General features: G+C 57.1%; 24 protein-coding genes. 19 read left to right on the top strand and 5 right to left on the bottom strand.

Going from position 1 to position 24,382, the window contains the following annotated elements; translation table 11 throughout:
• Positions 1 to 2 precede the first annotated feature (2 nt).
• Positions 3 to 2,339: an aldehyde dehydrogenase family protein gene (locus tag AC2T28_RS05500; RefSeq protein WP_486747935.1), complete on the top strand. Its 2,337-nt coding sequence runs from the start codon at positions 3 to 5 to the stop codon at positions 2,337 to 2,339.
• A 71-nt stretch (positions 2,340 to 2,410) separates the two neighbouring features.
• Here the strand turns inward: AC2T28_RS05500 and AC2T28_RS05495 are convergent, their stop codons facing one another.
• Positions 2,411 to 2,602 (bottom strand): DUF1674 domain-containing protein, encoded by a 192-nt coding sequence (locus tag AC2T28_RS05495; RefSeq protein ID WP_486747934.1) that lies wholly within the window; start codon positions 2,600 to 2,602, stop codon positions 2,411 to 2,413.
• Between the two features lie 84 nt (positions 2,603 to 2,686).
• On the opposite strand from AC2T28_RS05495, the gene AC2T28_RS05490 reads away from it, so the two are divergent.
• The 8 genes from AC2T28_RS05490 (at position 2,687) to rpiB (ending at position 11,884) form a co-directional block, all read left to right on the top strand.
• Positions 2,687 to 3,964 (top strand): RsmB/NOP family class I SAM-dependent RNA methyltransferase, encoded by a 1,278-nt coding sequence (locus tag AC2T28_RS05490; RefSeq protein ID WP_486747933.1) that lies wholly within the window; start codon positions 2,687 to 2,689, stop codon positions 3,962 to 3,964.
• 92 nt (positions 3,965 to 4,056) lie between these two features.
• The gene (locus AC2T28_RS05485; protein ID WP_486747932.1) at positions 4,057 to 5,799 is read left to right on the top strand and encodes a heparinase II/III family protein; all 1,743 of its coding nucleotides are present in this window, start codon (positions 4,057 to 4,059) and stop codon (positions 5,797 to 5,799) included.
• A 22-nt stretch (positions 5,800 to 5,821) separates the two neighbouring features.
• Positions 5,822 to 7,411, top strand: a complete 1,590-nt coding sequence (gene purH / locus AC2T28_RS05480; protein ID WP_486747931.1) for a bifunctional phosphoribosylaminoimidazolecarboxamide formyltransferase/IMP cyclohydrolase — start codon at positions 5,822 to 5,824, stop codon at positions 7,409 to 7,411.
• Positions 7,412 to 7,424: 13 nt separating this feature from the next.
• Positions 7,425 to 7,904, top strand: a complete 480-nt coding sequence (lspA, locus tag AC2T28_RS05475) for a signal peptidase II (protein ID WP_486747930.1) — start codon at positions 7,425 to 7,427, stop codon at positions 7,902 to 7,904.
• A 53-nt stretch (positions 7,905 to 7,957) separates the two neighbouring features.
• Positions 7,958 to 8,473 carry a DUF3035 domain-containing protein gene (locus tag AC2T28_RS05470; RefSeq protein WP_486747929.1) on the top strand — a complete coding sequence of 172 codons (516 nt, stop codon included), beginning with the start codon at positions 7,958 to 7,960 and terminating at the stop codon, positions 8,471 to 8,473.
• Positions 8,474 to 8,624: 151 nt separating this feature from the next.
• A complete protein-coding gene (locus AC2T28_RS05465; RefSeq protein WP_486747928.1) occupies positions 8,625 to 9,968 on the top strand; it encodes a M16 family metallopeptidase in 1,344 nt (447 codons plus the stop codon).
• The gene (locus tag AC2T28_RS05460; protein ID WP_486747927.1) at positions 9,965 to 11,287 is read left to right on the top strand and encodes a M16 family metallopeptidase; all 1,323 of its coding nucleotides are present in this window, start codon (positions 9,965 to 9,967) and stop codon (positions 11,285 to 11,287) included. Before AC2T28_RS05465 ends, AC2T28_RS05460 begins: the two co-directional genes overlap by 4 nt.
• Positions 11,288 to 11,434: 147 nt before the next feature.
• On the top strand, positions 11,435 to 11,884 hold the full coding sequence (gene rpiB / locus AC2T28_RS05455; RefSeq protein WP_486747926.1) for a ribose 5-phosphate isomerase B: 450 nt from the start codon (positions 11,435 to 11,437) through the stop codon (positions 11,882 to 11,884).
• 84 nt (positions 11,885 to 11,968) lie between these two features.
• Here rpiB and dapB read toward each other — a convergent pair whose 3' ends face one another.
• Entirely contained in the window at positions 11,969 to 12,778 is an 810-nt protein-coding gene (gene dapB / locus AC2T28_RS05450; protein WP_486747925.1) for a 4-hydroxy-tetrahydrodipicolinate reductase, read from the bottom strand.
• A gap of 88 nt (positions 12,779 to 12,866) precedes the next feature.
• Here dapB and rbfA point away from each other — a divergent pair, with 88 nt between their 5' ends.
• From rbfA to truB, 3 genes are all read left to right on the top strand, one after another.
• Positions 12,867 to 13,259, top strand: coding sequence for a 30S ribosome-binding factor RbfA (rbfA, locus tag AC2T28_RS05445; protein WP_486747924.1), 393 nt, complete (start codon positions 12,867 to 12,869; stop codon positions 13,257 to 13,259).
• Positions 13,256 to 13,996: a phosphodiester glycosidase family protein gene (locus AC2T28_RS05440; protein ID WP_486747923.1), complete on the top strand. Its 741-nt coding sequence runs from the start codon at positions 13,256 to 13,258 to the stop codon at positions 13,994 to 13,996. Before rbfA ends, AC2T28_RS05440 begins: the two co-directional genes overlap by 4 nt.
• Positions 13,997 to 14,459: 463 nt before the next feature.
• On the top strand, positions 14,460 to 15,371 hold the full coding sequence (gene truB / locus AC2T28_RS05435; RefSeq protein ID WP_486747922.1) for a tRNA pseudouridine(55) synthase TruB: 912 nt from the start codon (positions 14,460 to 14,462) through the stop codon (positions 15,369 to 15,371).
• Positions 15,372 to 15,414: 43 nt separating this feature from the next.
• On the opposite strand, the gene AC2T28_RS05430 is transcribed toward truB, so the two are convergent.
• Positions 15,415 to 17,094 carry a calcium-binding protein gene (locus tag AC2T28_RS05430; protein WP_486747921.1) on the bottom strand — a complete coding sequence of 560 codons (1,680 nt, stop codon included), beginning with the start codon at positions 17,092 to 17,094 and terminating at the stop codon, positions 15,415 to 15,417.
• 196 nt (positions 17,095 to 17,290) lie between these two features.
• Here AC2T28_RS05430 and AC2T28_RS05425 point away from each other — a divergent pair, with 196 nt between their 5' ends.
• The 5 genes from AC2T28_RS05425 to AC2T28_RS05405 all read left to right on the top strand — a co-directional run bounded on the left by AC2T28_RS05425 (position 17,291) and on the right by AC2T28_RS05405 (position 20,941).
• A complete protein-coding gene (locus AC2T28_RS05425) occupies positions 17,291 to 17,797 on the top strand; it encodes a DUF1643 domain-containing protein (protein WP_486747920.1) in 507 nt (168 codons plus the stop codon).
• 114 nt (positions 17,798 to 17,911) lie between these two features.
• On the top strand, positions 17,912 to 18,895 hold the full coding sequence (locus tag AC2T28_RS05420; RefSeq protein ID WP_486747919.1) for a calcium-binding protein: 984 nt from the start codon (positions 17,912 to 17,914) through the stop codon (positions 18,893 to 18,895).
• A 171-nt stretch (positions 18,896 to 19,066) separates the two neighbouring features.
• Positions 19,067 to 19,336, top strand: coding sequence for a 30S ribosomal protein S15 (gene rpsO / locus AC2T28_RS05415; protein WP_486747918.1), 270 nt, complete (start codon positions 19,067 to 19,069; stop codon positions 19,334 to 19,336).
• 121 nt (positions 19,337 to 19,457) lie between these two features.
• Complete coding sequence (locus AC2T28_RS05410; RefSeq protein WP_486747917.1) at positions 19,458 to 20,672, top strand: GTP-binding protein; 1,215 nt, start codon at positions 19,458 to 19,460, stop codon at positions 20,670 to 20,672.
• Positions 20,669 to 20,941: a DUF6525 family protein gene (locus AC2T28_RS05405; protein WP_486748025.1), complete on the top strand. Its 273-nt coding sequence runs from the start codon at positions 20,669 to 20,671 to the stop codon at positions 20,939 to 20,941. Before AC2T28_RS05410 ends, AC2T28_RS05405 begins: the two co-directional genes overlap by 4 nt.
• 18 nt (positions 20,942 to 20,959) lie before the next feature.
• Here the strand turns inward: AC2T28_RS05405 and AC2T28_RS05400 are convergent, their stop codons facing one another.
• Positions 20,960 to 21,664, bottom strand: a complete 705-nt coding sequence (locus tag AC2T28_RS05400; RefSeq protein WP_486747916.1) for a hypothetical protein — start codon at positions 21,662 to 21,664, stop codon at positions 20,960 to 20,962.
• 124 nt (positions 21,665 to 21,788) lie between these two features.
• Positions 21,789 to 23,138, bottom strand: coding sequence for a pyridoxal phosphate-dependent decarboxylase family protein (locus tag AC2T28_RS05395; RefSeq protein ID WP_486747915.1), 1,350 nt, complete (start codon positions 23,136 to 23,138; stop codon positions 21,789 to 21,791).
• A 58-nt stretch (positions 23,139 to 23,196) separates the two neighbouring features.
• Between AC2T28_RS05395 and AC2T28_RS05390 the strand changes: the two genes are divergently transcribed.
• Together AC2T28_RS05390 and AC2T28_RS05385 are read left to right on the top strand one after the other, a co-directional pair.
• Positions 23,197 to 23,526 carry an ArsR/SmtB family transcription factor gene (locus AC2T28_RS05390; RefSeq protein ID WP_486747914.1) on the top strand — a complete coding sequence of 110 codons (330 nt, stop codon included), beginning with the start codon at positions 23,197 to 23,199 and terminating at the stop codon, positions 23,524 to 23,526.
• A 60-nt stretch (positions 23,527 to 23,586) separates the two neighbouring features.
• The gene (locus tag AC2T28_RS05385; protein WP_486747913.1) at positions 23,587 to 24,303 is read left to right on the top strand and encodes a sterol desaturase family protein; all 717 of its coding nucleotides are present in this window, start codon (positions 23,587 to 23,589) and stop codon (positions 24,301 to 24,303) included.
• The last annotated feature ends 79 nt before the right edge of the window (positions 24,304 to 24,382 follow it).

The following is a 24,382-nucleotide window of genomic DNA, read 5'->3' as shown; positions in this document are numbered from 1 at the left end:
TTATGTCAATCAAAGAGATTTTTGAGACCATGGACTATGGCCCAGCCCCCGAAAGCGCAGTTGAAGCTCTGGCTTGGCTGGTAGATCAGGGCGACCGCTTTGGTCATTACATTGATGGCTCTTTCACCACGCCTGCAGATGGTTTTGAGAGCCGCAACCCGGCCACGGGTGAGGTTCTGGCAACCCTGACACAGGCGACACAAGATGATGTGGACGCCGCTGTTGCCGCCGCGCGCAAAGCACAGCCCAAGTGGGAAGCACTGGGAGGTCCGGGCCGTGCCAAGTACCTCTATGCCATTGCGCGTTTGCTGCAAAAACATTCCCGTCTGGCTGCGGTGTTGGAAACACTCGACAACGGCAAACCCATTCGTGAGTCGCGGGATATCGACATCCCACTGGCCCAGCGGCATTTCTATTACCACGCGGGCATGGCGCAGCTGATGGACAGCGAACTGCCCGACGTACAGGCTCTGGGTGTTTGCGGTCAAATCATCCCCTGGAACTTCCCGCTGCTGATGCTGGCCTGGAAAATCGCCCCGGCCATTGCCATGGGCAATACCGTGGTGCTGAAACCCGCAGAATACACCTCGCTAACCGCGATGCTGTTTGCCGACATCTGCAAACAGGCCGGTCTACCTGCAGGCGTGGTCAATATCGTTACCGGCGACGGTGCCGTGGGTGAAATGATCACCACAGCCGAAGTCGACAAAATTGCCTTTACCGGCTCCACCTCGGTGGGCCGTCGCATTCGCGAAGCCACCGCTGGTTCCGGTAAATCTCTGACACTCGAGCTGGGCGGCAAGAGCCCCTATATCGTGTTTGACGATGCTGACATCGATTCCGCCATCGAAGGTCTGGTCGATGCCATCTGGTTCAATCAGGGCCAGGTTTGCTGTGCCGGGTCACGTCTGCTGGTACAAGAAGGTATTTCCGAAGCTTTCCACACCAAGCTGCGCGCCCGCATGGACAAGCTGCGTATCGGCAACCCGCTGGACAAGTGCATCGACGTTGGCGCGGTGGTTGACCCGGTTCAGCTAAACACCATCACCGAATTGGTCGCCGCCAACACAGCGGGTGACATGTACCAAGCCAAGATCGACATGCCTGCAGGTGGTTGTTTCTACCCACCCACCCTGATCGAAGGTTTGACCACATCAGATACCCTGATGCAGGAAGAGATCTTTGGCCCGGTTCTTGTCTCCACCACTTTCCGCACCCCGGGTGAGGCGGTCGAGATGGCCAACAACACCCGCTACGGTCTGGCTGCCACACTATGGAGCGAGAACGTCAATCTGGCGCTGGATATCGCGCCCAAACTGGTGGCAGGCGTGGTCTGGATCAACGGCACCAACATGTTCGACGCTGCTGCCGGCTTTGGCGGCGTGCGCGAGAGCGGCTTTGGCCGTGAAGGCGGTTGGGAAGGACTGAGCGCCTATACCAAGCCAACGGCCACAACTAAACCACTGGAATTGGTCAAACCCTTTACCGGTGACGGAGCCCCTGCTGACCCACTGGACCGTACCGCCAAGATGTATATCGGCGGCAAACAGGCGCGGCCTGACAGTGGCTACTCACAGGCAGTCTACGGCAAGTCCGGCGCATTGTTGGGCCATGTGGGCATTGCCAACCGCAAAGATGTGCGTAACGCGGTTGAGGCCGCAGCCGCAGCCAAGGGCTGGGGCAAGACCACTGGCCATCTGCGCGCCCAGATCCTGTACTATCTCGGCGAAAATCTGTCGGCACGCGCGGATGAGTTCGCCCAGCGCATCAACACCATGACCGGCAAGAAAACTGGTACTGCCGAGGTCGAGACCTCAATCCAGCGCCTGTTCACTGCTGCGGCCTGGGCCGATAAATACGATGGACAGGTGCACAACGTTCCAATTCGCGGTGTCGCTCTGGCGATGAAGGAACCCGTAGGTATCATCGGCGCGCTTTGTGCCGACGACGCTCCACTGCTGGGACTGGTTTCCGTAATGGCCCCGGCCATCGCCATGGGCAACCGGGTCATCCTGTCTGCCTCGCACCCCTATCCGCTGGCCGCAACGGATTTCTACCAGATCCTGGAAACCTCGGACGTGCCTGCTGGCGTGGTCAACATCCTGACCGGCAACCACACCGAGGTCGCCAAACCGCTGGCTGCTCACTTGAACGTTGACGCGGTCTGGAGCTTCTCGTCCAGCGACCTGTCCTCGACCATCGAGGCGGCCTCGGCAGGCAACCTGAAACGCACCTGGGTCAACAACTCTCAGGCACTGGACTGGTCGCAGGATCACACCAAGCGTTTCCTGCAAGCCGCAACCGAGGTGAAAAACATCTGGGTCCCTTACGGAGAATAAGGGATCCGGCCTTCATCTGGCCATAAATATCCTGGGGGTTTGGGGGCTAGCCCCCAACTCCACCTATCAACTCAAAAATCGATGGCGATGCCCTTTTTCTCCCAATCGCCATACCGGGCGGGGTCCAATCCATCGCGCCCGCCCAACTCTTTGGGCGGCGGCGCTTTACCCTCAGCTGCCTTGCGGCGCTCTTCGGCCTCGGCCAAGGCCCGAATAGCGGCAGGTGGCAGGTCAGGCTTAACAGTTGGAGTTTGATCGCTCATCGCGGGTTCCTTTATGCTGAACCCATGATATACGCCCCTGTCTCGCGGGAACAACCCGCACCCTGCCCGTTCTAGGAGCCGACCATGTCCAAACCCACCAAGCAATCGGCCACTCAAGCACGCCGCAGCGCTATCTACCTGCTGGACCAGGTTCTCGGTGAAGGCCGGTTGCTGCCGGAGATTCTGTCGGCAGGTGCACTGGACAAACTCCCTCCCGAAGATCGTGCACGCGCCCAGCGCTTGGCGATAGAAACCCTGCGCGGGCTCGAACGCGCCGACCGGCTGTTGAAAAAGCACCTGCGAAAAGCAACCCCGCTGATGGTCCACAACGCCCTTCGAGTGGGAACCGTCGAACTGTGTCAGGGAGAAGCGGCACACGGCGTGGTAAATTCCATGGTCGAGATCGTCTCAAAACACAAACGTCACGGGAAACTCAAAGGCTTGGTCAACGCTGTCTTACGCAAGATCGCAGATGAGGGCCCAGAAAACTGGGGCACCATGCGTGTGCCCCGCCTGCCCAAATGGCTGCGCAGCCCCTTGGCACAGGCTTGGGGAAATCCTGAAATGCTCGAGATTGAGAAAGCACATTTTGCCGGTGCGCCATTGGATATCAGCAGTAAACACGGCACCGATCAGTCTGCATTAGGCGGCGAAGCCCTGCCCACCGGTTCGATTCGGCTAGCTGAAGCCGGGCAGGTCACAGCGCTGCCGGGGTACAATGACGGTACATGGTGGGTGCAGGACGCAGCTGCTGCTCTACCAGCGCAAGTGTTGAACATGAAAGCTGGCGAAACCGCACTGGATCTTTGCGCGGCTCCCGGTGGTAAAACAATGCAAATGGCTGCTGCCGGTGCCAAGGTCACAGCAGTTGATATATCCAAAGGTCGCATGGAACGGGTGCAGCAAAACCTGAACCGCACCGGGTTTGTGGCTTCGCTGATCGTGGGCGATGCGCTGGAACAGCAAGGGCAATATGATGCCGTGCTGTTGGATGCACCTTGTTCGGCCACCGGCACCATCCGCCGCCACCCCGACCTGCCCCATGCCAAGGACGGCAGCGAATTTGGACCGCTGATCGAATTGCAAGCCCAGATGCTGGCTCATGCCTGGACGCTGGTGAAGCCTGGCGGGCGGCTGCTGTTCTGCACTTGCTCGCTGTTGCCAGACGAGGGCGAGTGTCAGGTCGAAGAGGCTTTGGACATGTTCCCAGACATGACGGTGGATCGTGACGCGTTAGACCTGCCCGGCGTTGATCCCGCCTGGATCACCGAAGAAGGCGGGTTGCGCCTGCGGCCTGATTATTGGGCTGATCGCGGCGGCATGGACGGCTTTTACATGGCCTGCCTGCGCAAAGCTGCCTAGGGTTCCGTACCACTCGCATTCAATCGGTGACTTGTCGCAAAGGCCGCGCTATGCTCCGCCGAAACGCCAACAGAGCGTATGAGGCAAAGGGCATGTCCAGACACGATAAATTGGCGAGTCGTAGCACCCGCTTTATGAACCGATTGTATGCGCGGCTATCGCGCAGGCAACCGGCTGCGACAGGCTTTGTATCGCAACCCGAACCCCGCACCATTGGCAGCTTTGCCCGTGGCCGCCAGTTGGTGGCCGGCAACCTGTTGTTTGCGGGATATCTAGTTGAATCCCCAACCACCGGACTGTGGGAAGTCGAGGCTCCTGACGCGGCTTTTGACGCTGAACGCAATGGCTTTACCTGGCTGGATGATTTGGCCTCGGTTGGGGACCTGCCAGCGCGAGAAAAAGCGCAGAAGTGGTTATGGGGCTGGATTGATGCGCATGGCAAAGGGCGCGGTCCAGGGTGGTCACCCGATCTGACCGGTCGCCGGGTCATTCGCTGGATCAACCACGCATTGTTCTTGCTGCGTGGTCAGGACAAAGAGGCCAGCGAAGCATTTTACCGTTCACTGTCCCAACAAACTTGGTTTTTGTCTCACCGTTGGAAAGGGGCGTCACCCGGACTGCCTAGGTTTGAAGCCTTAACCGGGCTGATCTACGCAGGCCTGGCCTTGCAAGGCCGTGAAGAACTGGCCGACCCGGCCGTGAAAGCCCTGGCGCTAGAATGCGAACAGCAAATCGACGAACAGGGCGGATTGCCAACTCGCAATCCAGAAGAACTGCTCGAAGTGTTCACCCTGTTGACTTGGGCAGCTGCGGCCCTGCACGAAGCCGGGCGTTCTGTCCCAATGGCGCATACCGCTGCAATCGAGCGGATTGCCCCCACCCTGCGCACCCTGCGACACTGCGATGGCGGGCTGGCGCGTTTTCATGGCGGCGGACGCGGGCTCGAAGGATGGCTGGATCACGCATTGGCAGCCAGTCACGTTGTAGACCGCCACACCGACGGCCTAGCAATGGGATATGCGCGTCTTTCGGCTGGGCGAAGTTCTGTAATCGTTGACGCAAGTGTGCCACCCGCAGGTGCGGCGTCAAACAACGGGCACGCCTCAACACTGGCGTTTGAACTGACATCAGGGCGTCGACCGCTTATCGTCAGCTGTGGATCGGGCGAGGTTTTTGGCGTCGAATGGCGTCGCGCTGGCCGAGCAACCCCATCACACTCAACCTTATGCATCGAAGGTAACTCAAGTGCGCGCCTTAGCGCTCCACAAAAAGGGACTGGCCACGAAGCACTGGTCGAAGCCCCGGATGCTGTGCCCGTCGAGGTCGACGAAATCGCCAATGGTTTTCGGTTTCAGGGTGGGCACAACGGGTATGAGCGCCACTTTGGCCTGACCCACGCTCGTACACTGGATCTGTCGTTTGATGGCCGCACGCTAACCGGCGAAGATATGCTGTTAGCGATCGAAGACAAGGCCAAGCACAAATTCGACAAAGCAATGGATGCATTATCACTGGGCGGAGTCGGTTTTGATATCCGGTTGCATTTACACCCAGAGGTGGACGCAGCTCTCGATTTGGGCGGTTCGGCAGTCTCTATGGCGCTAAGAAGCGGAGAAATATGGGTTTTCCGTCATGACGGCAATTGTGAGCTAAAGCTGGAACCCAGTGTTTATCTGGAAACCACGCGCCTGAAACCACGCGCGACAAAACAAATCATTTTATCTGGGCGGGCAATGCAGTATGCGACGCGCATTCGGTGGACGCTCAGCAAGGCGCAAGAGACTGCCATTGCTGTGCGTGACCTGAATCGGGACGACCCCGAGATCTTTGACTGAGCCTGCAAAGGACTGCCTTGCCATGACCGACCTTCACCCCGTACGCCGCGCGCTGCTTTCTGTATCCGACAAGACCGGCCTGATTGAGCTGGGCAAATCGCTGGCGGAACGCGGCGTCGAACTGCTGTCCACCGGCGGCTCTGCCAAAGCACTCCGCGACGCGGGTCTGAACGTCAAAGATGTGTCCGACGTCACTGGCTTCCCTGAAATGATGGACGGTCGGGTGAAGACCCTGCACCCCAACGTTCACGGCGGTCTGCTGGCCCTGCGCGACAACGACACCCACGTTGCTGCCATGAATGAGCATGGTATTGGCGCAATCGATCTGCTGGTTGTAAACCTGTATCCATTCGAGGCCGCTTTGGCACGTGGTGCCGATTATGACGAGATGATCGAGAATATCGACATAGGCGGCCCGGCGATGATCCGCGCGGCATCCAAGAACCACCTGTTTGTGAACGTGGTGACAGATGTCGAAGATTACGACGCACTGCTGGGAGAGCTCGACGCTAACGATGGCCAGACATCTTACGCCTTCCGTCAGCGTCTGTCCCAAATCGCCTATGCCCGTACCGCTGCCTATGACACTGCCGTGTCAAACTGGATGGCAGGCGCGATCAACGAGCAGGCCCCACGCCGCCGTGCCTTTGCCGGTGAGCTAAAACAGACCCTGCGCTATGGCGAAAACAGCCACCAGCAGGCAGCGTTCTACACTGATGGGTCCAACCGTCCCGGTGTTGCCACCGCAGTGCAGTTACAAGGCAAAGAGCTGTCCTACAACAACATCAACGACACCGACTCAGCCTATGAGCTGGTGGCTGAATTTGATCCGGCTGAAACCGCAGCAGTCGCTATTATCAAGCACGCCAACCCCTGTGGCGTTGCCCGTGGCGCAACCTTGGTTGAAGCCTATCAGAAAGCGTTCGATTGTGACCGCACTTCGGCCTTTGGTGGCATTGTGGCGCTGAACCAGCCGCTGGACGCTGAAACCGCTACCAAGATCGTTGAGATCTTTACCGAAGTGGTGATTGCACCTGGCGCGTCGGACGAAGCCAAGGAAATCTTTGCCGCCAAGAAAAACCTGCGCCTGTTGCTGACCGATGGCCTGCCTGACACTCGTGCCGCCATCGTGGCTTACAAGCAGGTCGGCGGCGGCATGCTGGTTCAGGACAAGGATGTTGGCTATGTCGACATGGACGACCTGAAGGTTGTGACCGAAAAGGCACCAACCGATGAGCAGATGCAGGATCTGCTGTTTGCCTGGAAGGTCGCCAAGCATGTGAAATCCAACGCCATTGTTTATGTCAAAGGCAGCGCCACCGTGGGTGTTGGTGCCGGTCAGATGAGCCGTTTGGACAGCGCCAACGTTGCCGCCTCCAAAGCGCAGCGCATGGCCGATGAACTGGGACTGGACGCAAGCTTGGCCAAAGGCTCGGCTGTGGCGTCTGATGCGTTCTTCCCGTTTGCCGATGGCCTGCTTGAAGCTGCTGCGGCAGGCGCAACTTGCGTCATCCAGCCGGGTGGGTCGATGCGTGACGACGAAGTGATCAAGGCGGCCAATGACGCTGGCATCGCTATGGTGTTCACTGGCATGCGCCACTTCCGTCACTAAGAGGATCAAGGGTATGGGCACACGTTGGATGATATGGGCCGCTTTAGCGTCCTTTTTGCTGGACCAGGCAAGCAAATATCTGGTGATCCACTGGATGCAGCTTTGGCGGGTTCGCAGCATCGACGTGTTCCCACCCCTGCTGAACTTTCGCTACGCAGAAAATCAGGGCATCAACTTTGGCCTGTTCGGAGACGGCTCGGACGTCATGCGGTGGGTCCTTATCGGGATATCCCTGGTGATCTGTATCGCGGTGGCGGTCTGGATCCGTGGCTGGCATCCCAGCCGCTGGATGCAGCTTTCGGCTGGTCTGGTGATCGGCGGCGCCCTGGGCAATGTCGCTGACCGGCTGCTGTATGGCTATGTTCTGGATTTCCTGAATATGTCTTGCTGCGGCATCAATAATCCATTTTCGTTTAATGTCGCCGACATCTTCATCTTTGCTGGGGCGGCGGGTCTGATCTTCTTTGAAGGTCATGATAAAAAGGCCACGTGACCTTCTGGTATAAATACTATAAAAGCGCGTCAAACAGGCAGGAGTACGGGGCCATGCGGATCCCATTGGGTATATTTGTTCTGACCACAGCTGTGGCCCTTGCAGGCTGCGGTTCAAAAGGCCTGCGCGAGTTGCAGCAACCCAGCACAGGACCTGATGAATTCATGGTAATGCCGGCCAAACCTCTATCAGAGCCTGAGAATTACGCAGCACTACCGACGCCAACACCAGGTGGCGTCAACCTGACCGACCAAAATCCGCTGGCCGACGCTGTGGTCGCTTTGGGTGGAAACGGCGCAGCACTTACCCCAGGCAACGAGATCCCGAATAGCGACGGCGCCCTGGTGACTGCGTCCAGCCGTTACGGTGTAGAACCCAACGTGCGGGCCACACTTGCCGCTGAAGACGCAGCGTTTCGCAAGCGCGAAAACCGGACAGCTCGGCTTAAATTGTTCAACGTAGACCGCTACGAAGAAGCCTACAAAAAACAAGCTCTCGAGCCGTTCAAGATCATCAACTTGTTCCGAAACGCGGGTGTCAGCACCCCGTCAGCCCCTCCGGGCCAATAATACCTCACGTTTTCGACAAGTGGTTGCAACTCAACTTGACCGCAGCCAGTAAGGCATTGAAATATCAAATAGAACGGCCTTGGATCTAGATCGCGCAGTTTGCGCGCTATGTTACCATTTGCCAGACCAATTTTAACAAGGAGGATACCGCATGATCAGACAGATCGCGTGGGCCGCTGCGATACTATCGGCAAGTTGGTCGACAGCTGACGCAGCGAATGAAGAACTGGTCACCAGCTTTACACTTGAAAATGGCATGCAAGTTGTTGTGGTCGAGGACCACCGAGCGCCGGTTGTTCAGCATATGGTCTGGTATCGTGCGGGCTCGGCAGATGAGCCCAAGGGGCAATCCGGGGTCGCGCATTATCTAGAGCACCTATTGTTCAAGGCGACCGATAAGCTGGAAGCAGGCGAGCTTTCGGCAACGGTTGCAGCCAACGGCGGGCGCGATAACGCCTTTACCAGCCATGATTACACCGCCTATTTCCAGCGTGTGGCCTCGGATCGGCTGGAACTGATGATGAGCATGGAAAGCGACCGCATGGTCAACATCCGCCTGACCGAAGAAAACATCGTCACCGAGCGCGAAGTCATTCTGGAAGAGCGCAACCAGCGCACCGACAATAATCCGCGCGCCCTGTTCCGCGAACAATCCCAAGCCGTGCAATATCACAACCACCGCTACGGGGTTCCAATCATCGGCTGGCGTCACGAGATGGAAACTCTCGACATGGAGGACGCACTGTCCTTCTATGGCACATACTACGCGCCCAATAATGCTATTCTGGTGGTCTCGGGCGACGTTGACCCGGCCGAGGTCAACCGCTTGGCCAAACAATACTATGGCGTTATCCCTGCCAATCCCGATCTTCCTGAACGCCTGCGTACCGAAGAGCCTCCGCAAACCGCAGCACGGCGCATGACCTTCAAGGACCCGCGCGTTGCCCAGCCCTATGTGCAGCGTTCATACCTTGCGCCAGAACGTGACAGTGGGGATCAGGAAACCGCAGCAGCCCTGTTTTTGCTTGCTGAACTTTTGGGCGGCGGCACCACGTCGTACATGGCCAATGCCCTGCAATTCGAGCAACAAACCGCCGTTTATACAGGCGCGTTCTACTCCGGCATGTCGCTGGATGACACCACCTTCTCTTTGCTGATCGTACCCAGCGAGGGTGTCACCCTGCAAGAGGCCGAAGATGCGATGGATCAAACCTATGCCGCGTTTCTTGAAGACGGCGTGGATATGGATCAGCTTGACCGGATCAAACTGCAACTGCGTGCCTCGGAAATCTATGCTCGTGACAACGTCGACGGCATCGCCAACCGCTATGGCCGCGCTTTGACATCCGGACTGACAATCGAAGACGTGCAGGCTTGGCCAGATATCCTGCAGGCCGTCACCGCAGAACAAATCATGGCAGCAGCCAAACAGGTATTACGCCCCGAGGTGTCAGTGACAGGCTGGCTGATGCGGGACGAGGAGGTCGCCCAATGAAACCTTTCAAACTGATAGCAGCGGCTGCGGTTGCCTGTGTAATGGCTCTGCCCACGTGGGCCGAGGTCAAAATCAAGGAAGTTGTCTCGCCCGGTGGCATCACTGCCTGGCTGGTCGAGGACCACTCGATCCCGTTTACAGCGCTAGAAATGCGCTTTCGCGGCGGCACTTCGCTGGATGCACCGGGCAAACGCGGAGCCATCTACCTGATGGCTGGCCTGCTTGAAGAAGGCGCCGCTGATCTAGAGGCACAAGACTATGCCAAGGCGCTCGAAGCGCTAGCCGCTTCATTTTCCTATGACACCGGCAAAGACACCACCTCGATCTCAGCCCGTTTTCTAAGTGAAAACCGCGATGACGCCATCGCGCTTCTGCGTGACACCATCCACCAGCCCCGCTTTGATCAGGTTGCTGTGGACCGGGTTCGGGGGCAAGTTCTGTCGGGACTGCGCTCTGACACCAAAGACCCCAATGAACTTGCGGGCAAGGCCTTTGCCGCCATGACCTATGGCGATCACCCCTATGGCACCGATGGTAAGGGCACTATCGACAGCGTCACAGCCTTGACCCGGCAAGACATGATCGACGCCCACAGGGCGGCTTTTGCCCGCGATAGGCTCTATGTTGGGGCGGTAGGCGACATAACTGCCGAGCAACTGGGCACCCTGTTGGATACTTTGCTGGGTGACTTGCCCGAGACTGGCGCGCCCATTCCCGGCCCTGCCGAAGTCACCATTCCCGGTGGTGTCACCGTGGTCGACTTTGACACCCCCCAGTCGGTGGCGCTGTTTGGTCAAGTCGGCATCGACCGCGATGACCCTGAGTTTTTTGCAGCCTATGTGATGAACCAGATCCTCGGCGGAGGCTCCTTCGACAGCCGTCTGATGGCCGAAGTCCGTGAAAAACGTGGGCTGACTTACGGGGTCTATTCCTATCTGGTGCCCCGCGATCTGGCAGCGACCTACATGGGCTCGGTTGCCTCGGCCAATGACAAGATGGCCGAAGCCGTGCAAGTTATCCGGGATGAATGGCACCGCATGGCCACCGAAGGCGTGACCGAGAAAGAACTGCAGGACGCCAAGACCTATCTGACCGGCGCCTATCCGCTTCGGTTCGACGGCAACGGCCCGATTGCCTCGATCATGGTTGGCATGCAGATTCAGGGCCTGCCGATCGATTATATCGCCACCCGCAATGACAAGGTGAACGCGGTTACACTCGACGATGTAAATAGCTTTGCGGCCAAGTTCATGGACCCCGACGGGCTGCACTTCACCGTGGTTGGCCGACCTGTCGGGCTGGAAAGCAGCACTCAGTAAAACAGAACGGGGCGTTGTTGATCAACGCGCCCCGTTTGGTCTCGGGCGTCGATACTATCATTTGAAAATCCGCGATCGACGAAGTAAAGGTCGCGTGACCCAACCCGGCCACGCGCCAACGCTCCTAGATAAACGGGATTACGTCTCATGACTGCCAGCAAACGCATCGCGATCTCCAGCGATCACGCCGATATTCCACTTCGCCAAACCATTGCCGACCATGTTGCGTCGCAGGGCTGGGAAGTGGTCGACATCGGCCCCAAAACGCCAGAAAGCACCGACTACCCGGTTCATGGCAAAGCCGCCGCTGATCTGGTTGCCTCGGGTGATTGCCAGCTGGGCATTCTGGTCTGTGGCACCGGACAGGGCATCATGATGGCGGCAAACAAAGTTCCGGGCATCCGCTGTGGCGTCTGCGCCGACACCTTCTCGGCTGCAATGATCCGCCAGCACAACGATGCAAACATGCTGTCGCTTGGCGCACGTGTGGTTGGCAAAGGTCTGGCGCTGGCCATCGTCGATGCCTTCCTAAGCGCAGACTTCGAAGGCGGCCGCCACGCCACCCGCGTCGATATGATCGAACCGCAAGACGCCTAACGCCAAACGTTGCTGTCAAACGGCTTAATCGAAATCGTCATTTCAGCATTGCGAGCGGCCCTTGGGCCGCTCTTTACATTCTGGCTACAGGCCAAGAACATCCAGCATATCATACTGACCGGGTGACTTATCCTGCCCCCACAATGCCGCCTTGAGCGCACCGCGAGCAAAGATCGCACGATCCGTCGCCATGTGCCGCAGCACAATGCGCTCGCCCGCAGCCGCAAACAACACGTCATGTTCACCCACAATGTCACCGCCGCGAATGGCGCTGAAGCCAATGTCACCACGTTTACGCGCGCCGGTGATCCCGTCACGACCACTGTCAGACACATCTGACAGCTTCACGCCACGACCCTCGGCCGCGGCCTCACCCAGCATCAACGCGGTACCCGAAGGCGCATCCACTTTGTTGTGGTGGTGGGCCTCGATCACTTCGATATCAAAATCTTCGTCCAGCGCGGCGGCGACCTTTTTGGTCAGCTGCACCAGAAGGTTCACACCCAGGCTCATATTGCCAGCCCGAACCACCACTGCGTGGCGCGCTGCTGGCTCCAGCTTGGCAATCTGCTCATCACTCATACCCGTGGTCCCAATGACATGCACCGCCCGTGCCTGGGCGGCCAGCGCCGCAAACTCCAGTGTCGCCTCGGGTGCGGTGAAATCAATTACGGCTTGGGCTTTGGAAAATGCCTCAAGCGCATCGTCGGTCACTGTGACGCCTACCGCAGCACCGCCCATCGCCTCGCCAATGTCCTGACCAATCCAAGCATGACCCGCGCGCTCAACCACGCCCACCAGTCGTGCCTTGTCGCTCTCTAGCACGGTACGGATCAGCATCTGCCCCATCCGCCCTGATCCACCGGTAATCACGATCCCTGGCTTATCCACCATCTGCCTAACCCTCTTCTCACAAGCTGGTTTTGTCCTAACCGCTCCGGCACCGCTTGGCAAAGTCTCACTTTGTGCTTAAATCGGGAGCATGGCTAAGAACAAATTCAATGATGGTGCTCCTTCTCAACGACAACTGCGTGTTGGCGAACTCATCCGACGTGCCCTGTCGGAAGTGTTGGCGCGTGGTGATCTACATGATGCCGAGCTGAACCGTCTCTCTATCACCGTCGGCGAGGTTCGCACCTCTCCCGATCTCCGCATCGCCACCTGCTATGTGCTGCCACTGGGCGGCAAAGGCAAAGAAGACGTGCTGAAACTGCTCGCCAAAAACATCGGAGAGATTCGGCGTTTGGTGTCCAAAAAGACCGATCTGAAACATTCACCCGAGTTCCGGTTCCGTCTGGACGAAACCTTTGACCGGATGGACGAAACCGAGCGACTGCTGAACCAGGACGTGGTTCGCCGCGACATCGACACTTGATCAGGGCGCTGCTGGTTGTTCTGGCAGCGCTATGTGCTGCCCCTGTTACGGCGGTTGAGTGCAGCGACATTGCCTATGACGGCAACCGTTACACAATCTGCGAGGTGGACGCCTCCAAAGAACAGCTGCGCCTTTTCCTGCGTGATGAGCGCGGTACGGTTTACGGCAATTTCTCCTCAATCGAAAGCGCACTAGGGGATGAGGGAAAACAACTCGCCTTTGCCACTAATGCCGGCATGTACCATGCTGACCGCTCGCCCGTTGGCCTGTACATCGAAAACCAACAACAGCAGATGCGGCTGATCCCCAACGCTGGCCCCGGAAACTTTGGCTTGCTGCCCAATGGCGTGTTTTGCATGCGCAAGGGCCGTGCTGATGTCTATGAAAGCCTGACATTTCGCGATTCGGGTGTAAACTGCATCCATGCCACCCAATCCGGCCCGATGCTGGTGATTGATGGAGAGCTGCACCCACGGTTTCTGGTCGATTCGACCTCGTATTACATCCGCAACGGAGTCGGCACCTCATCCGATGGCAAACGTGTGGTCTTTGCCATCTCACGCAATGCCGTGACGTTCCATCAGTTTGGAAGCCTATTTCGCGACGGGCTAAAACTGCCCAGCGCGCTGTATTTCGACGGTAATATCTCCCGCTTGCACGCGCCTACGGTAGGACGTAGCGATAATGGATTCATGATGGGTCCAGTGGTGGGAGTTGTAGAGGTAACCGATGACTAGAAAACAGAATCGCCGAAACATGCGAATTGGGTTTCAGTGCGCAAACCTAACTGTCGCAGGATTCTTATTGGCTGCATTTGGATTTCTTGAGGCAGTTGCCCAGGAAGGTTGGGCTTGGGTATTCTTCTTAGTTCTTTTTTTGTCATTGGTGGGTACTTTCGTATTTCTTTTCCTACTCGGGATAGCCCCTCGGTGGATTGCTTTTCTTAAGAGACAGGACATTCTGGAGGATGCGCACTATCGGGCGCTTGAGGTATTCCCTCAAATTGAGGACTAGCCTTACACCTAATAATTGCTGGATTCCTCCTGTAATTGGAGCCATTTGGTGCGTGCAAGCACACACCCTACATCGGCTGAACAGTTGTACCTCAGATCAGAGCTAGGCTCTGTTGTTCCGAACTAGAATTGACAGGCCTCCCCCCATCAGCTACCCCGCGCGCCTCACTGTAATTCGGGGAACGACATGGCACGCAAACGCAAAGGCCGCGATATTTCTGGTTGGTTGGTGGTGGACAAACCCGCCGGCATCACCTCGACCTCGGTCGTGAACAAGGTCCGCTGGGCGCTTGAGGCCAAGAAAGCCGGCCATGCGGGCACCCTTGATCCCGAGGCAACCGGCGTTCTGGCCGTGGCCCTGGGTGAAGCCACCAAGACCGTTCCCTATATCACCGACGCGCTTAAGGCGTACCGGTTCACCGTTCGGTTGGGTCAGGCCACCAATACCGATGACACCGAGGGCGAAGTCATCGCCACCAGCGACGTCCGCCCCAGCGATGATGAAATCATCGCCGCCCTGCCGCAGTTTTTGGGCGACATCATGCAGGTGCCGCCTAAGTTTTCAGCGGTGAAGATCGACGGTCAACGCGCCTATAAACTGGCCCGTGATGGTGAAGATGTTGAATTGGCCGCACGTCCCCTGTGGGTCGAGGAGCTGCTGTTGGTGGACCGCCCCGACGCCGACCACGTGACGCTGGAAATGACCTGCGGCAAGGGTGGCTATGTGCGATCCATCGCCCGCGATCTGGGCGCATCATTGGGATGCCACGGCCATGTACGCGAATTGCGCCGTGTCTGGTCGGGGCCGTTTGAAGTTGAAAACGGATTGACCCTTGGCCGTGTCGAAGAACTCGCCCGCACACCGGAATTGGATGACTTCATCCAGCCTTTGGAAATTGGTCTGGACGACCTGCCCGAACTGAAATGCACCCCCGAAGGCGCCGCCAAGCTGCGCAATGGCAACCCGGGCATGGTACTGGCATCCGACATCGAATACGGCGAAGAGGCCTGGGCCTCGTTGGATGGTCAGGCGGTTGCGGTTGGGACCTACAAAGCAGGTGAGCTGCACCCCAGCCGGGTGTTTGTACGGTCCACGTGATCCTCAGATAGGCGGTTGCTCATGTTTCATGCCTAAGCGGCCGTCATCCAGTGTAATTCTCGTGTACTCTGATCTGGACATCCAGATCAGACCAGCTGATCTCGTTCCCCGCCAGATCATACCAGACTGTCTCTTCATCTTCGGAGGTATACTCAAAGCCTATATTCAGATCCGTCTGGCCCGTCAGTTCCATGATTTCGGATCCGTCGACCAGGATTCGGGTATTTCCGTCCGGAGTTTCCACACTCTCGACTCGCCCGCGCAAGTCATAGGATTCACCAGAAAAGATCGAGAGCTCATCCAAGAAATCTCCGCCGCTCAAGTATATGCGGATGGTTTCATTGTCGGGGTCGAAATCACTCAGTGTGGCTCCGCCAAGCTCGTGCTCAACATCCAAAAACGCCCTGAAAGAATCGCTGCCGCTGCCACCCGTGGCTACATCACCGTTGGACAGGAACAGAATATCATCTCCGGCTCCGCCGTCCAACGTATCTGACTGGTCATCCATGTTTTCATAGACCGAGGAGCAGTGATGAGAATGCGCCCGGTTGTCATTGGGGTTGAGATAATCATTTCCCTGACCGCCAGACAGGTTCTGAGCGCCATTGCTGCCGAGCAATACATCGAAGCCGCCACCACCGCTCAGCGTGCTATCGCCAAGCGCTGCGGCTATCTCACTGGCTTCGCCACCTTCGAACAGCGCGCCATCTCCATGTAGCAGAACCTGTGTCACCCGCGCGTCATCGGATCCAATCACAGTATCATTGGCTCCTGCCTCGACCAGCGCTGTAACCTCTCCGCTGAGCTGCACCAGATCCCCGTCAGAATCGTCCGAGGTACGGATAAAGGCAGTAGCATCTTGAATACTAATTGTATCCTCCCCCTCTCCACCAAATAGACTGTGGTGCAGCGTTTCAACTGGTGGCACCCCCCAATCCAAAAACTCGTAGAGATCTCTGGATCCATAAGTTCTCACTTCGGGCAATAGCGTTTCGCCATCGCCGACCACTTCGATGAAGTCGTCTCCGGCCCCTGCCTGAACAATTGAGGCATCTGCGTTCACAGAAATAGTGTTGTCGCCACTGTCTGCGACAACAAAACTGTAAGGCTCTCCCTCAACCGGGTCCCCAACCGCAATACTCGCGCCGCTGGTCAGAGCAACAGAAAATTCAATATCACGGTCTTCGCTGAAGTCGGCCTGTAGTTCAGTCGCAAAGGTGACTGCTCCTTCTGGCAGCTCCGTTACACCAGGAAGCGCTAGCATCAGGTGGCCATCTTCAGAATAAATCCCCAGCCCGGCTTCACTTTCAAGCGGCTGAAAATCAACATCTGCTTGGCCGAATTCCAAGACAAGCTGGTCCTCGTTCGGATTGAAATCCGTCAGTTGAATTGGTGCATCACCTTCTCTCCAGCTATAACCCGCATCAACGCGAAAAAGGTCTTCGCCCTCGCCTCCGGAGGCGGTGTTACCTTCTTCGAGATTGAACAGATCATTTCCACTGCCGCCTATCAACACGTCGGCGTCATCCCTATTGCCCGTCAAAGTGTCATTGCCACTGCCGCCCTCAAGGAGGTCATCAACTCCGGCCTCCCCGGTCAATTCAACCGGGTCATCAGGCTGTTCAATTGGATCAGATTCTTGTGACGTATCATCGTCGTCCGCAATCGATGACACCGCAAACCCGACCGACACCATCCCGAGCAATGCAAATATTCCCAACATGGCATGTTCCTAATAGTAGCTTGAAATTTCTAAAGTATTCGCAAGAGTGTATCTTGGGTCCGGTCACTTTACAATAATCTGCGCAACACACCGGACATTCGGTGTTTATGCCAGATCATACAATGCCTATGACTTAGGGAAGGAACTCCCTGCTTTCAGGCATCCCGCAATACAGGCACAGCAACAGATTAGACCCATGATCACCCGTTCGCATACCAAGGGCGACGCACCCTCAACCGCAGTTTACTCCGATTGCGAAACCTATCGCTATAGCCTGACCCGCGTCTGGGATGATGCCGGGGATAAGGTGATGTTTGTGATGCTGAACCCGTCAACGGCAACCGAGGTACAGAACGACCCCACCATTGAACGTTGCGAACGGCGGGCACGCGCCTTGGGTTTTGGAGGCTTCCGCGCCACCAATATCTTTGCCTATCGCGCCACCGATCCACGCGATATGCGGGCGGCTGCGGATCCAGCGGGGCCGGACAACGAGACTGCAATCCTTGAAGGGATGGACTGGGCTGATCAGGTAATTTGCGCCTGGGGCACAAACGGTGAGCACCTAAACCAGGGGCCGCGTATCGAAGCGCTGTTGCGGGCGCGTGGGAAAACTCTTTTCCAGCTTGGGCTTAGCAAGGCGGGCCACCCTAAGCACCCACTTTACATCTCCTATAGTCAGGTGCCCCAACCCTGGGACTAGTCCTTTTTTGACGCCTGCGCCATTAACCCTTGTTCCCGCTTTGTTTTGCCGAACACCCCGGCAAATGTAACACTGCCCCCGTGTTGATGAGTTTCCCAGGGTGTGGGGTAGAGTATGATCTGGTTGGCTAGCCTCCTTGGCCTGATGGCTTTGGGTGGAACGATGTTTATTGACGACGACGCCGGTGAAGCGGACGGCGGCGATGTCGACGGGTCACAAAATCCACAAAATGAGATGCCCACAGTTCCCGTCCTTCCCCTGTCTGACTTGTTGCCCTCAGACACGGCATCTGAGGATGACGAAATCCTGCCTGGCAGCTCTGGTAACGACACCCTCTCTGGCGGCGATGGCATAGACCAGATCAATGGCTATGGCGGCGACGACCTGTTGGAGGGCGGCAGTGACGGTGACTACCTTTATGGTGGCGAGGGGGCCGACACTGTCGTCGGGGGGAGTGGGGATGATTTGTTGCATGGCGAAGCTGACGCTGATCTGCTGGAGGGTGGTGAAGGGCACGACAGCCTGTTTGGCCATTTTGGCAACGATCATTTGAATGGTGGCGAAGGGGATGACATTGCCCATGGCGGGCAGGATGACGACAGCCTATTCGGGGGCAGCGGCAATGATGCGCTCCACGGAAACTATGGTAACGACAGGCTATCCGGGGGTGATGGTCAGGACACCCTGTTTGGCGGGGTTGGCGACGACCTGATTTCCGGAGGCGATGATGGTGCTGACCGCGACTATGTCAATGGCGGCGAAGGGGATGACACCTTGGTAGCAGGGGCCAATGACGTTCTGACATTGGGAGATGGGTTAGACCAAGTCATAGCCGGGAGCTGGATTGACGAAGGCACGACAGCCGAGATTTTGGATTTTGATCCCTCCCAGGATCAGCTTGTTTTGCTGTGGGATTTACAAAACCAACCCTACCCACATGTAGAGGTTCAGCCAGACCCTGATTTTCCGGACGAAAACGTTGTCTTCGTTGATGGGGTCGCTATCCTGCAAGTTAACAGTTCTGCCGGGCTTACTGGAGCTGACATTGTCCTACTGGATCAAGCCAGCAGCTCACTCACCGGTTTGCCATTGAACTAACCTGCCTTTGCCCGGCGCATAATACCTTTGCCATTTTCATCAGAACCGCCTATATCGGCGCGTCCACTGTGGATTCGCATATGCGGCACTCATAGTGGGGACTACTCCATGGGCCTGAGCTGGACGACATCCCGGCCTGCGCCATTCACACAAACCCTATAGGAGACCCCGATGTCGATTACAGCTGAAGAAAAAACACGCCTGATGAAAGAATTCGCAATTAAGGAAGGCGACACCGGTTCGCCAGAAGTCCAGATTGCTATCCTGACATCGCGCATCACCACCCTGACCGAGCACTTCAAGACCCACAAAAAAGACAACCACGGTCGTCGTGGTCTTTTGAAGATGGTTGCTCTGCGTCGTAAGCTGCTGGACTACACCAAAGGCAAAGATGAGGCCCGTTACCAGGACCTGATCAAACGTCTGGGCATCCGCCGCTAAGCAAAAGAGCTCAGTCTCATTTGTTAAACCGCGTCCACTTGGGCGCGGTTTTTTTGTTCCGCTGTCTTGCGCTTTCCGCTCCATCGTGATTGTTACGATATAACATAGCATGGAGAGTGAAATGTCTGATCCCCGCCTACCCGTTACTGTCTTGTCTGGCTTTCTGGGTGCTGGAAAAACCACTTTGTTGAACCGCGTGCTGAACAACCGCGACGGCCTGCGCGTTGCGGTTATTGTCAATGACATGTCCGAAGTGAACATAGATGCCGATCTGGTTCGAGACGGCGGTGCCAAGCTAAGCCACACAGACGAAACACTGGTAGAAATGTCCAATGGCTGCATCTGCTGCACCCTGCGTGACGACCTGCTGGACGAGGTCCGCCGCCTGTCCGAGGAAAACCGGTTTGACTACCTGCTGATCGAATCCACCGGCATCTCGGAACCCCTCCCCGTTGCCACCACCTTTGAGTTCCGCGACGAAGAAGGCCACAGCCTGTCAGACGTTGCCCGGCTCGATACCATGGTCACGGTAGTGGATGCCGTGAATCTGTTGCGGGATTTTGCCAGCCATGACCTTCTGTCTGACCGGGGCGAGACCCTTGGCGACCAGGATGAACGCACCCTCATTCACCTACTGACCGACCAGATGGAATTTGCTGATGTGATTGTGTTGAACAAAGTCAGCGACGCGGGGCCTGATAAAACGGATGCCGCGCGCAAGATTATTCGCAGCCTTAACGCAGACGCCAAGATTATCGAAACAAACCACGGCCAGGTCGTGCCCAGCGCTATTCTAAATACCGGGTTGTTTAACTTTGAGCACGCGCACGAACATCCCATGTGGGCCAAGGAGCTATATGGGTTTGCTGATCATACGCCTGAGACCGAAGAATACGGCATCACCTCCTACGTCTATCGCGCCCGCGCGCCGTTTGACCCGCAAAAGATCCATGGTGTGTTGAATGGAGACTTGCCCGGCGTGATCCGCGCCAAAGGCCATTTCTGGCTTGCCAACCGGCCAGACTGGGTGGCCGAGTTTTCCTTAGCCGGGGCCCTATCCAGCGTGGCGCCGTTGGGTACCTGGTGGGCCTCGGTGCCCGAGAATAACTGGCCGCAGTATACTCAGGCCCGCAGCTATCTAACTCAGCACTGGGTCGAACCCTTTGGCGACCGTCGGCAAGAACTGGTCTTTATCGGCAGCGGCATTGACTGGGCAGCGCTGAAAACCAAGCTCGATGCCTGCCTACTTCAGGATGCAACCCTGCAAAATCTGGCTGACTTTACTGACATCCAAGACCCCTTCCCCCAGTGGCGAAGCACGCCTGAGGCTGCCTGACGTGGCACGAATTAAACGAAACGCAAACCGGGGGGGCCACTGGCCTCCCGACCCGCCGCAGCAAACAAGACCCGATGGAGGCCTTTGACAAACTGCCGCCAGAACTACGCAAGTGGATTGGGCAGGTCAAATTGCCATGGTCGCCACGCTCCTGTCTGTCAACGTGGCGCAAGGCGCGTGCGAGAGGCTTGGATATTCCACAGGCACTGGCCCAGCTTGACCACATTGAGACTGCAACGCTGGCAAAATCAGTGATGCCGACGATCTAAAATACATTGTGAGCAGTTTTACCTGCTCACGTTGACCCTGCGCACGCTCATCCCGCGCGACACCAGTTCATAGTCAAAGACATTGCGCGAATAGACGCCATGTTTGAAATAGAACTTATTAGAACGATAAGCCCATGGTGCCTTGGGCCTGCGATAGCGCCCTCGTGTTTGTTGTACCCCATCAATCCAGACAGTCGCGTCAAACCCACCACGCCCGTTAAATTCGATCAGCACCTTCAACTCCTGTTCGGTGCCATCCCGCATGATTTTCCCTCGCGACGGTCGCCTTGACAGTTTGCCCCTGCGGCACCCCTTGCCCGATTTCTTTTTGACGTCACTGACCAATTCAATGCGACCACTCTCGAGAACGGTGATTTTCAAAGGTGGGGCACAGCCGTTTCGGCCATCATGGATCTGGAAAATGTCGAATTTCTCACGGCGGCGGGCGGTCATCGAGATCGTGGTCTGAAACAGGTAAGCGCCACGGGTCTCGGGTGAGACATCTCTTGAACGAATCTCGGCGCGTTGCTGCCAGCTTCCATTTGGGCATCTGTTGTCACTGGTTCGGAATGTCCAAACATCGCCGCGCCGTTTGATTGTCCCCCGATCAACGCTGCACGACGTTTTCCATTCATTTAAAGGGGCTGCCAGCAGTGGCGATGACAGGACCCCGGCCAAGCCAATGAGCGCTGCAACAAGCAGCTTCAGACCACTATGAAACATCGCCGCCCCCGCTCACGAAACTCGTAAGCTTCCTTTATACCACAAAGGCCGAAACGGCACACGGCCCTTGCGCTCACGCTTGCTTGAGAAGGCGACAACCAGCCGCCCAAACTTTTGCCATGGTCTAACCCGCCGGTCCAATTCGGAGCAGCAGATCAATCAGCCGATCTACATGTTCATCCTTGGTGCGGAACGAAGATAAGCTGATCCGAAATGCTGGGCGGTCCTGCCAAACAGAGCCGCCAAACCAAGATGTACCACTTTCTTGCGCCTGTTTCAGGATCGACTGTGTTGCCGCATCATCAACACCGCGCACTAGCACCTGGTTCAACACCACCCGGTTCAGCACCTCAAAACCGGCATCGCGCAAGGCGTCACCAATCCGCTGTGCCTGCGCGTGATGGGTCTCAACCATCTCCGCAACACCTTCACGGCCAAGAGTTCGCAGCGCTGCCCAGATCGGAATACCCCGCGCACGGCGTGAAAACTCTAGTGTCAGGTTTTTCTGCGCATCCGCCGAGGCGGTGGAATAGGCCGCGTCGCTGTTCATCACCCGCGCCAAAGCCTGTGGATCTCGGCAGATCGCCATGGCCCCGTCATAAGGTGTGTTCAGCCACTTGTGGCCATCCGTTGTCCAGCTATCAGCACCATCCACTCCGTCGGTCAGCGCTCGCAACTTGGGCGCGGCCCGCGCCCACAGGCCAAAAGCCCCATCCACATGTACCCAAGCCCCGGCCGCCTTGGCGCGCGGGATGATCTCGGCAAAATCGTCAAACTCGCCGGTGTTCACCTCCCCTGCCTGCAAGATCAGAATGGTTTGGCTGTCGATCTCGGGCAGCTGATCTGGAATGATCCGCCCCTGCCCATCTACCGGTGCCTGTTGCACTCGCGCCCAGCCAAATCCAAGGATCTGAAGCGCCTTGCGCACTGTGACATGGGTAGATGCGGGTACAATCACCTTGATTTCAGGTGCGCCCATCAAGCCGTCATTCACCACATCCCAGCCCAAGCGATCCAGCAACGCCGCCCGCGCCGCCGCCAGACAGCTGAGTCCGCAGGCCGTGGCCGAAGTGCCAAATGCAACAGCGCTTTCACGCGGCAAGTCCAGAATATCCAGCAACCAGCTCCCGGCCTGTTTCTCCAGTATATCGGCAGCCGGGCTGCCATCACTTGTCGAGGCACATTGATCCCAGGCCAGGGCCAACCGTTCGGCCGCTGATGCCGCAGGCAGGCTAGCGCCAATGACAAACCCAAAGTAGTTCGGCCCGTTCGAGGCCACCGTTGCAGGAGAGCCCAAAGTATCCATCATCGAAATGGTCTCGCTTGCGGGCCGTCCGGTATCGGGCAGATCCTCATCGAAACCACTTAGCGCCGCCTGATCTGCATCACTCGGAAACACCCGCCGGCCCTCGATACCTGCAACATACTCCCGTGCCCGTGCATCGGCTTCTTCTAGCAACTCAAGCTCTTTCATGGCATTGTCCCGTTATGCGAATCTACATTGCAAAACTTCTATATAGAGAATTCCCTATATGAGCAACGCGCTTGTCGACATGCTGCCTGCCATGCGGGCACTGGCCAATCCCCATCGGGCACAAATAATGGATTGGTTACTGGCCCCAACCGAGCATTTCCCGCCGCAGCGCGACGGGAGTCGGGTCAAGGATGGCATCTGTGTGGGGCTCATCACAGATAAATGCGGGCTGAGCCAGCCCACAGTCACCAGTCATATGAAAGCACTAGAAGCGGCTGGGCTGGTGAATTCGAAAAAGATCAAAAATTGGGTCTTCTACAAGGCCCAACTGACCCAGCTGCAAAGCCTATCCCAAGGGTTTGCCCAAAAGGAAAACGCCGCAAGTTGACGCCAAGTCCCCGGTGACAGTATCCATACCCATGCTAGGTTTTCCGCACGGGAGGACATCATGATACCAACTTTGCGCGTTTTGCTTCACATGGCCACTTTGCACCGGCTTTTTCCGCTGTGGATTGCCGGTATCCTCGCCATGGTGGTTTTCTGGACACCCTGGTTTGTCCTAGCCCTGGTCTATGGCGCGGTGATCCAGTTCTTTGTGGAGTATGCAATGCACCGGTTCCTGCTGCACCGCGAGCCCCCCACTGAACAAAGCCCGTTCAATGAGCTGTACCGCAGCCATATCGGTCATCATGAGTTTCCCAATGACCCGGAGTTCTTCACCGGTGATCAATATTGGTATCCGGTGAAGTTCGCGCTGAAGTCGCTGGCCATTCACTTCGTGCTACTCTGGCCCTTCCTCGGATGGCAGATGGCTCTACTGTTCCCGGCGGTTGCGCTGACCGTTGGATCGGTGAGTGCTTATACCTTCTATGAGTATTGCCACACGCTGGCGCATCTAGATGTGCCCAAGGGCTGGTTTGGCGAAAGGGTCACGCGCACCCACCTGCGCCACCACTTCAACGATCACGATGCCACTTTCCATGTCAGCTTTGGCATGGGGTGGATCGACCGGCTGTTTGGCACCAAATACGATCGCGATACCGCACGTAACCGATTTGACCGGGAAACCATCCTCTCGATGGGCATGGATCCCGACGATCTGCGTTTGGTTACGGCGCGCAAAGCCTACGGTGTTGCGAAACACCCGCGCCGCCGCGAAGCCTAATCGGACCTATCCTTTGCATCGGCGGCAAACCGTCAAAATTGGCCCTGCACACAGGCTTTACCGCATTGAACCTTTCTTT

This window comes from Parasedimentitalea nitratireducens (genome assembly GCF_057444295.1).
The sequence above is the reverse complement of the archived record's forward strand: the minus strand, read 5'-3'. Positions and strand labels throughout refer to the sequence as shown.